Below are 9,696 nucleotides of genomic sequence, written 5' to 3' on the forward strand. Positions count from 1 at the left end.
TATATTCATAGTTTGCTAACTATCAATATACGCCCCGACATCCCCCTGTCGTCAACAGGGGGCGACGGATAGCCTGGGTTAAATGTTGTTCATTTTTCAGTCAGCACTGAAGAGACATACTCAGGGATGGATCTGGTCTTCCAGCTTCATGGTCAAGGCCAATGTGCTGCCCATCTGCACCGCCCGGTCCCGCCACTCCTGATACCGCACCGCATCACGGCTGCTGAAATGCACCGCCAGCTCCTCTGCCGCTTGCACCACCCCCGCCGCTGCCGCCAGCTCAAGCCAGTACAGCGCTGCCTTGAGGTTGGCCTCTACGTGCAGCCCATGCATCAACCGGTAGCCCACTTCAAAACGACAACGCGCTTCGCCCTGTTCGGCGCCACGCAAGAACCACTGATAGGCTTGCACCAGGTCAACCTGCCATTCCAGGTCACCGTCGCACACCTCCTCCTCATACAGGTCACCCAGGGCGGCGGCGGCATGCAGCATGCCGCGGTCGAAGGCCTGCCGGTAACACTCCGCCGCCTGCACATAGGAAGGGTCGATGCCTTTGCCGAAGTAGTGCTGCTGGCCAAGGTTGAACCAGGCAGCAGCATTGCCCTGCAGGGCCGCCATGCGCAACAGGTGCCCGGCCAGCACGGTATCGGCCCGCCAGTACTTGCCGTTGAGCCAGATCCAGCCGAGGTCGTTCAATGCGGACACGCTGCCTTGCAATGCCTGACGACGCAGGTCGACATACACCGCCTGCAGGTCGTTGGCCTCATCCAGGCGGTTGACCAGCAGCGACCGCTGGCTGGGCAAGCCCACACCGGAAAACAGCCGCTGTCGCCTTCCTGCAGGGGCAGGAGGGGCGATGACCCGCTCGGGCAGAAGGCGGGCAAGTAGCGAATGGATATTGCTGGCAACAGACATGTTCATCCTCATTGAACGACGCACAACCCCAACCTTCGGCTGTGATGAGGCGTGATTCTGCGTGATGTCACGTCAAAACCTGTCGCGAACGATTCGGCACGAGGCAACCAAATGCGACTTCCTTGATCTGAGCAGGCTGTGGCCAATTGCCATGCCCCACGCATGCCGCCATCCTATTGCGGCAAGCCTAGACAAGGACGTTATCTTTTGCCGTTCGCCACCACTCGCGCCACCCTCAGCCGACAGTGGGCGCTGCTGCGCCAGTTGCCCAGCCGTTCCCCAGGCATAACCAGCGCCGAGCTGGTCTGGCGCCTGCGTGACGTGGGGTTCACGGTCAGCAAACGCACTGTCGAGCGTGACCTCAACGAGCTTTCGCTGATATTCCCGCTGGAGCGCAATGACAAGAGCATTCCGTTCGGTTGGCACTGGTCGGCCAGTGCCGTGGGCGAATTGCGCGGTAATTTCGACTTGCTGACACATCTGCGAGGGGATGCGTTGCAGCCATCGCAGGGTGAGGGCGTGGAGCTGGTGGCACGAGTCAGCGATGCACTGGCGCGGCAGTTGCGGGATGCGCCATTGAGCAGCGACATGCAACTGACGGCGCTGGAGCATGGGCATCGGTTACGCGGCACGGTAAGTGACGGCTGGCCATTACGCTGGTGGCTGTTGAGCCATGGGGACAGGGTGGTGGTAGAGCAGCCTGCCGGCTTGCGGGAGGAGATTGGCAGGATTCTTAGCAATGCGGCAGCTCAGTACCAGAATTTGTAGCCAGTACAGGGTCTTTCGCGGCGGTTCGGCGCGTCGCGCCTCTTTCAAGGACGAAGATCCCGCAGACGCGGACTCTAGCGTCAATCTGCCGCGAAAAGGCCGGTACTGGCTTACCTGCTAGCGCTGCATCCCCCATCGCCGCACAGTCAACCGCTCCAGCGTATTGAACACCAGCCCTTCCACCAGCAGACCGATCAGGATCACCACCGCCAACCCGGCAAAGACCTTGTCGGTATACAGCTCGTTGCGGTTCTGGAAGATGTACCAACCCAACCCGCCTTTGCCACTGCTGGCACCAAACACCAATTCAGCGGCGATCAGGGTACGCCAGGCAAACGCCCAGCCGATCTTCAACCCCGACAAGATCGACGGCAGGGCTGCTGGCACGAGGATGTGCAATACCAGCCGCAGGCCCTTCAGACCATAGTTGCGGCCAGCCATGCGCAGCGTCTCCGACACACCGAGGAAGCCGGCATAAGTATTCAGCGCCAACGCCCATAGCACCGAATGCACCAGCACGAAGATCAGGCTGTTGTCACCCAGCCCGAACCACAGCAAGGCCAGCGGCAGCAGAGCAATGGCCGGCAACGGGTTGAACATCGAGGTCAGCGTGCCCAGTAAGTCTCGGCCCAATTGGGTCGACACCGCCAGGCTGGTCAGGCCAAAGGCCAGGACGATACCCAGCACATAGCCTTTGAGCAGTATTACCAGCGAAACACCGACCTTGGCGGGCAGTTCGCCACTGATCATGCCGTCCCATAGCGCCGTGGCGGTTTGCAGAAAGCTTGGCAGCAGCAGGTCATTGTCCTGGTAGCGGGCAACGGCTTCCCATAGCACAGCGATCACCAGCAATATGACAGCCTTTCTCAACCAGCCTTGCTGCCACAGGCGTTGGGCCAAGGGGAGTTGTCGTTCTACAGGCACACTGAGCAGGGGCTCCAGCTGCACCTCGTATTCCTGGCGTACAGGTGTAGTGGTCATGGCTGAGGCTCCTGTCAGTAGGCGATACGAATATCGTTGAACCCAAGGTTGTCAGGCTGTTCCGGGATATCGGCTTCATCGAACAGCAAACGGTGGATACGCCGGGCACTGGCCTGGAAGTCGCTGCCACCCAGGCTGCCCAGGCCGTATTGATGGCTATGCACCTCGGCGCGCACCCGCCCCGGGTGCGGCGACAACAGCAGGATACGATTGCCAACCACCAGTGCTTCTTCGATGGAGTGGGTGACGAACAACAGGGTGAACCGCACTTCCTCCCACAGCAGCAGCAGCTCTTCCTGCATCTTGCGCCGGGTCAGCGCATCCAGGGCGGCGAACGGCTCATCCATCAACAGGATCTTAGGCTGGGTGGCCAAGGCCCGGGCAATTGCCACACGTGCCTTCATACCACCGGACAACGTGTGTGGATAAGCATCGGCAAAGGCGGCCAGACCGACCTTCTCCAGATAATGCAGCGCCCGCTCCTCCGCTTCCGCACGCTTGAGTTGGCCAGACACCAGCAGCGGAAAGATGACGTTCTGCTTCACCGTTTTCCACGGCGGCAACTGGTCAAACTCCTGGAACACCACGATGCGGTCGGGGCCTGGGCCACGAACTGTCTGGCCCTGCAGCAGAATCTGGCCTTCTTGCGGCTGGATAAAACCGGCCACGGCTTTGAGCAGGGTGGACTTGCCACAGCCTGAGGGGCCGAGCAGTACAAAACGATCAGTGCGGTCGACTTCGAAGCTGACCTGATGGGTGGCCCGCACCACGCGTTGCGCAGTACGGTATTCGAGGCTGAGGTTATCCACCTTGAGCAAAGGCGGCGTTGCAACACGGCTCAGGTTGCTGGCCGTGTGGCCTGGCAATGGGGCGGTCATGATCGGTCAGCTCCCCTGCAGCGGGAGTTCATCCTGGAAGAAGTAATCCTTCCACGATTGCGGCTTGTGCTTGATGGCGCCTACCCGATAGAGAAAATCGGCCAGCTTGTAGGTGTTCTTGGGCGTAACGGTAAATTCGTACTGCGGGTTGTCGATCAGCTTGATCAGCGCGTCGCGGTCGATCTTGGCCTTGGTTACGCGGATATAGGTGTCGGCGGCAGCGGCCTTGTCTTTCTGGGCGAAGTCTGCGGCTTCGGCCAGGGCATCGACGAAGGCCTTGTAGGTCTTGGGGTTGTCCTTGCGGAACTTCTCGGTAGCAAACAGCAAGGTCGGCGAGTTGGGGCCGAGCAGGTCGTAGCTGTTGAGCACCACGTGCACATCCTTGTTGGCCAGCACCTGGTCCTGGAACGGCGGGTTGGAGAAGTGCCCGTTCAGCTCGGTGCCGCCCGCCAACAGTGCGGCGGTGGCGTCCGGGTGCGGCACGGCCAAGGTGTATTTGTCGAGGCGGTTGTATTCCTTGTCGCCCCACTGCTGGGCAGCGGCGTACTGCAGGAAGCGCGACTGCACCGAAACACCCACCGCCGGAACGGCGATACGGTCTTTGTCGGAGATGTCGGCGATGGTCTTCACGTTGGGGTTGCTGCTGACCAGGTAGTACGGAAAGTTGCCCAGCGAAGCCACGGCCTTCACGTTCTGCCGGCCCTTGGTGCGGTCCCAGACGGTCAACAGCGGCCCGACACCGGCGCCGGCGATGTCCACCGAACCGGACAACAATGCGTCGTTGATGGCCGAGCCACCCGACAGCTGCGCCCAATCGACTTCGATGTCGATGCCCTGCTCCTTGCCGTGCTTCTCAATCAGGTGCTGGTCACGCACCACGTTCAGCAGCAGGTAGACGATGCCGAATTGTTCGGCAATACGGATCTTGCCTTCGGCCTGGGCCACGGCGGGGGCGGCTAGGCTGCCGACGACCAGGCTTGCGCCCAGGCCGATGCTTGCCGCCAGGCGGCTGATGGATTTGCGCATGATGGTTTCCTCAGTCGTCAGAACGGGGCATCGCCCTGGATGGTGGTGCGGTACAGCTTGCGCCGCAGGTGCGCGGGGCAGCCGGTGGCCAAGTGGATCAGCGAGCGGTTGTCCCAGAACACCAGGTCATGGGGCTGCCACTGGTGGCGGTAAATGTTCTGCTCCAGCACGCTAAGGGCATACAGCTGCTGCAGCACGTCGCGGCTTTCATCATCAGGCAGGCCGACAATGCGGGTGGTGAAGCCTTCACTGACGAACAGGGCCTTGCGGCCGTTTTCCGGGTGGGTGCGGACTACCGGGTGAATGACCTCCTTTACCTGCGCCAGTTGCTCGGCAGTCAGGGTCGGGCGCCAGTTGCCTTCGAATTTGGTTTCAGCGTAACGGGCGGTATAGGAGTGAGCGGCACTGCGGCTCTCGACCACTTTGCGCAGGGTGTCAGGTACAGCGTCCCAGGCTTTATGCATGTCGGCGAACAGGGTGTCACCGCCTTCACTGGGCAGTTCCTGAGCATGCAGCATGGAACCGAGGCTTGGCAGCTCTTTGTACGACAGGTCCGAGTGCCAGAATTTGCCGGCATCACCCAGGCCGATGTTCTGGCCATTTTCGATGATGTTGGAAACGATCAGGATCTCGGGGTGGCCAGTCAGCAGGAACTGCTTGAGCACATGGATCTGTAACTCACCGAAGCGGCGGCTGAAGGCGATCTGCTGTTCCGGGCTGATACGCTGGTCGCGGAACACCAGCACATGGTGGTCGAGGTGGGCGCAATGGATACGGGTGAAATCCTCGGCGCTGACTGGTTTGGCCAGGTCCAGGCCTATGATCTCGGCGCCGACGGCACCCGAGAAGGGGCGAACTTCAAAAACTTGCGGCTGGGCGCTGTCGATGGACGACAAGGCGTTCAAGGCGGCTGACATTTTTCACTCCCACGCAATGCGCGACCTCAATGGCGCGCAACGATCAGAAACGCACGGGGATTTCCCGTGTGGGTTCAAGTCGTGCGGCGCATCGATTGGTCGACGGGTACGCAGTGAAAGTGACTATAAAGTCATAAATCCAATATTTTAAATACCATTAAGGAATAACAATATCACTGTCGCAGGAGCGTCCGGCAGTCAGATCAGCCCGCCCTGCTCTTCTTCGTCAATCAGGTTATTGAGGCTGCTGAGCGCCTTGCGCGCCGTGGAACGGTTGAGCAGCTTGGCCTGCGCGCCGGCGGGCAGGTCGGTGATCTTGAACACGCCCTTGGCGGTCAGCACGTCGATCAGATCCTCAAGCACGCGGATCATGTCCAGGTCGCTTTGTTTGAGCTGGTTGAGGCTGTTTTCCACGACATCATCGGCAAACCATTCCTGGATATCGGCATGGTCTGAAGGGAGCATTTCGGTGAACTGATCAAACGCGGCTGCTTCCACCCGCAGCAACTGGCCGGCGGCGTTGCGTTGCACGTAGAACATGGCGATGTCCCTCGTCACGTTGGTTCCTTGTTGGTAGACAGCAGCATAGGCAAAGATCGCCGGGCGCGCAGGCCCGGCGCCAGAGTATGCGCTGTTGGCGGGTGGCAGGAAAGAGCCGGGGCCGCTGTGCGGCCCCGGTGGTCTGTCAGCTGTCCTTGTTGTGGATGATGATGGTCGGATCGGCACCGCTGATCAACGAGTTGATCGTCTGGTTGGACCAGTTGACGCCTTCCAGCTTGATGGTCACGTCGGCGTTGGCGATACCACCTTCGGCGTTGAGCTTGCCTTCGCTGCTGACTTGCAACGTGGTCGTACCCTCCACCGTGGTGAGCTTCAGGTAGTTGTCGATGGTGCTGCCCTTCTCACCCTGCAGCAGGTCCTTCAGATCGATACGGTCACCCTCGGCCTTGTTGAAGTCCTTGATCACGTCGTTACCGACGTCGCCAGCCTTCCACACGAAGGTGTCGGCACCGCTGCCACCGATCAGGATATCGTCGCCCTGGCCACCGATCAGGGTGTCATTGCCAGTACCGCCCAGCAGGATGTCGTTACCTTTGCCACCATTCAGCGTGTCGCTACCACCTTGGCCGAAGAGGATGTCATTGCCATTGCCGCCCGACAGGATGTCGTTGCCGTCCTTGGCACCGGAGATATCGAACTCGGTGTAGTGCTCGGTGATGTACTGGTGAACATTGCTGGTAGTGACAGCACTGACTTCAACACCGCTCTTCTGGGCAACGTACGTCTGCAGGGCCTGGTAGCCCTCGCTGACGACACCGTTGAGGGTGATCAGGTCACCGAAGATGATGTCGTTGCCGTTACCACTATCGATGGTGTCGGCACCTGGCACCGTTGCTTCGGAGTGACCGAGAATCGCCTTGGCCAAATCGGACGGGTCGATATTGGTCTGTGGCTTGCCGGCACTGTCGTAAGGTTTCAGATCGTTCAGCGTGACATCGCTGTTCAGGCCGATAGCCTGGACTTTGCTCAAGCCATTGGTGCCGCCCAATACTGCGAAACTTTCAGTAGAACCTGCGGCCGAGTAGACGTAGTTCCAGTAATCCGCGTAGCCGGTACCGTCCAGGCTGGAGAGTTCATAGGTACCATCACCCTGTGCGTGAAGGGTGCCGACCGTCTTGGTGGAGTCGAGCACCAACTCACCTCGGCGGTTCTCGGTATAAGTCAGCACTTTGACCACACCACTGCTGCTGATCTCGACCTTGTGAGTCGCGTCGGCCCAGGCGCTGAACGTGTCACCCATCTTGTAATTGTTGACGTTGACTACATCGTCCAGGCTCTTGCCATTCTTCCACAGGCTAGGGTTGGTGGACTCATTGCTCTGATAGTAGGTTGGCTTACCGTCGGTAATGAAGTAAGTCAGGTTCTCCGCACCTTTGTTGCTGGTGGCCATGGTGCTGTTGAAGAAGTTGGACGTGGTCTTGAACGCGTCTTCATAGTTGGTACCGCCACCGTAGTAGCCGCCCACCATCGAGTTCAATACCGCCTGCAACTTGCTCAAAGCATCCGGGTCGGCAAGGTTCACTGCCACGTTCTTGTTTACCTGGGTATCGAAGTCGACCAGGAAGATGTTTACGGTACCCGAGGTGTCCGAGCCCAGGCTGGCCTTGAGCGTGTTGAACACCGAGGCCAACTGCGTCTTGGCGTCGGCAATCGACTTGTCGCTCATACTGCCCGAGCTGTCGACCATGAAGGCGATGTTGTAGTTCTTGCCCTGAACCACGTTGAGCCCGGATACGTCAGCGACGATGATGTCGTTGCCTTCACTACCGGTCATCGTGTCATTGCCCGAGGTACCCACACTGGCCTTGTAGGTCGCAGCGTACACCGTCACCGGGATATTGCCGGTGGTGATGGCCGAGCCGCCCAGGCTTTCGGTGGCAGTCGAGGTAACCGTGATGTCGAACGAGCCTTTGTAATAGGCCGGCGGGGTCAGCGTCAGGCTGCTGAGTTTCCAGCCTGTCACATCGACCGGGGCAGTACCAACCGTGACCGTGTGGCCTGCACCATCGCTCAACACGGTACCTTTCGGGATACCGCTGAGTGTCACGTTCAGGCTTTCGGAGCCGTCAGTGTCGGTCAGGGCGGTGGAAATACCGACCAGTTTCACCGAGCCGCCCTCAGGCCCTTCGTTGAGCTTGTAGCCGTCGTAGTAGCTCTGACCATTCACGGTGTGCAGGTCGGACACGCCCAGGCCTGCGTTCGCCATCTCGGTAACGTTCTGGTACATCTTGACGTTCGAGCTGCTCAGGTCGGTAACGGTACCGGAGCCTACCTGGATGTTCAGGTCATAGCTGCCTGGACCGGACTGGTTGGCATGGTAGACCTCGATCGGGTAGTAGCCGCTGGTATTCGGGGTAAAGGTGCCCGAAACCCCGCCACCGGCTCCCCAGGTGGCCGTGACTACAGTCTTGCCACCGATGGTGACCACGAAGCTGTCGTCGGCCAAGCCACTGAAGGTATAGACCTTGCCGGCTTCCAGGTAGATCAGGCCCGACGTTTTCGAACCGGTGCCAGCGGTGACGCTGCCATCGGACTGCACGTTGGTCGTGGTGCTGCTGGAGTTCGCGCTGCCGGAGTTGGCAAAGACCGTCTTCAGATCCTCGCCGGTAATGCCGTTGCCGCCAGTACCCAGGCCTTTGAGGCTGGTCCAGACTTCCTTGGTCAGCCCTTTGGACTCGATATCGGCGCTGCCGAAGCTCAGGGTCGGTTTGTCGGCAACCGGGCTGATATCGACCTTCATGGTCACTTCGCTGCCCAAGTTGGTGCTATCGTTCGGCTTGAACTTGAACTGGGCGTAGTCAGCCTTCTGGTTACCAACGCCATTACCACCGTAGTTGTCCGCACCCGACTGGTTGAGGGCCGGAACGAACTTCAGGTTCTTGGCAGTGATATCAGCCTGGCTGACCACCTGGCCAACGGCCACATTCACCCAGGCAGTACCGTTGAAGAACTGCAAGTTGCCGGCGGCCGGGAGCGAGGTAATGGTCACAGACAGGTTAGTGTTGCCGTCGGCATCAGTGACTTTGAAATCACTCCAGGCAAACACGTAATCGGTGTCCTCCACGCCAAATACTGCGCCGCCAGGCGAAACCGGCAGGTGGTCATTGTCGAGAATGGTGGTCGTCACGCTCGATTTGCTGCTATCAACCTGCAGGTTCTCGAAGTTACCACCCGTGGCGGTTTCGATCTTCACGACGAAGTTCTCGGTACCTTCGACCAGTTTGTCGTTGAGGGTAGCGATGTTGAACGTCGTGCCTGTGCTGTTGGCCGGAATCTTCACGGTCGCAACACCGGTGAAGTCATCACCGTTTTGGGCGGTACCGCTGTAGCTAAGGGTGATAGTGACTTCGGACTTGGACGCGTTGCTCAGCGCCAGGGTGTACTGGCCGGTTTCACCCTCGGTCAGAGAAGTCGTGCCGGTAATACCGACGGTGGTGACGTCGCCCTCGTTGCCGGTGCCTGGAGTTCCCGAACCTGGTTCGTCGGTCACGGCGGTGCTGACCGGGGTTTTGTCGAGTGTCAGCTGTTCGAACTTGCCGACGTCCGCGCCGCCAACGGTAGCGATCGACATCACGACAGGGTCGTTGGTGCCGACGTAGACGTTGTCCGGGGCAGTGACGGTGGCAGTGCCCACGGTGCCATTGGCCGGT

The 9,696-nt window shown here is 59.8% G+C and carries 8 protein-coding genes; 1 reads left to right on the plus strand and 7 read right to left on the minus strand.

Translation table 11 applies throughout. The annotated features are described in order from the left end of the window. Positions 1 to 120: 120 nt before the first annotated feature. Positions 121 to 915, minus strand: coding sequence for a tetratricopeptide repeat protein (locus N5D53_RS25045; RefSeq protein WP_014589291.1), 795 nt, complete (start codon positions 913 to 915; stop codon positions 121 to 123). Between the two features lie 207 nt (positions 916 to 1,122). Here N5D53_RS25045 and N5D53_RS25050 point away from each other — a divergent pair, with 207 nt between their 5' ends. Next, positions 1,123 to 1,683 (plus strand): WYL domain-containing protein, encoded by a 561-nt coding sequence (locus N5D53_RS25050; RefSeq protein WP_064491746.1) that lies wholly within the window; start codon positions 1,123 to 1,125, stop codon positions 1,681 to 1,683. Positions 1,684 to 1,800: 117 nt separating this feature from the next. On the opposite strand, the gene N5D53_RS25055 is transcribed toward N5D53_RS25050, so the two are convergent. The 6 genes from N5D53_RS25055 to N5D53_RS25080 all read right to left on the minus strand — a co-directional run. Continuing rightward, the gene (locus tag N5D53_RS25055) at positions 1,801 to 2,664 is read right to left on the minus strand and encodes an ABC transporter permease (protein ID WP_011953178.1); all 864 of its coding nucleotides are present in this window, start codon (positions 2,662 to 2,664) and stop codon (positions 1,801 to 1,803) included. Between the two features lie 14 nt (positions 2,665 to 2,678). Next, positions 2,679 to 3,542: an ABC transporter ATP-binding protein gene (locus tag N5D53_RS25060; protein WP_104960571.1), complete on the minus strand. Its 864-nt coding sequence runs from the start codon at positions 3,540 to 3,542 to the stop codon at positions 2,679 to 2,681. Between the two features lie 6 nt (positions 3,543 to 3,548). After that, positions 3,549 to 4,568, minus strand: coding sequence for an ABC transporter substrate-binding protein (locus N5D53_RS25065; RefSeq protein ID WP_190869792.1), 1,020 nt, complete (start codon positions 4,566 to 4,568; stop codon positions 3,549 to 3,551). A 17-nt stretch (positions 4,569 to 4,585) separates the two neighbouring features. Then, the gene (locus tag N5D53_RS25070; RefSeq protein WP_104960569.1) at positions 4,586 to 5,485 is read right to left on the minus strand and encodes a TauD/TfdA family dioxygenase; all 900 of its coding nucleotides are present in this window, start codon (positions 5,483 to 5,485) and stop codon (positions 4,586 to 4,588) included. A 198-nt stretch (positions 5,486 to 5,683) separates the two neighbouring features. Further along, complete coding sequence (locus tag N5D53_RS25075; protein ID WP_003255921.1) at positions 5,684 to 6,025, minus strand: hypothetical protein; 342 nt, start codon at positions 6,023 to 6,025, stop codon at positions 5,684 to 5,686. Positions 6,026 to 6,170: 145 nt separating this feature from the next. Further along, on the minus strand, positions 6,171 to 9,696 hold a 3,526-nt coding region (locus tag N5D53_RS25080), incomplete at its 5' end, for a type I secretion C-terminal target domain-containing protein (RefSeq protein ID WP_279841002.1).

The sequence above is a fragment of the Pseudomonas sp. GD03862 genome, from assembly GCF_029840855.1.
GTDB lineage: Bacteria > Pseudomonadota > Gammaproteobacteria > Pseudomonadales > Pseudomonadaceae > Aquipseudomonas > Aquipseudomonas alloputida.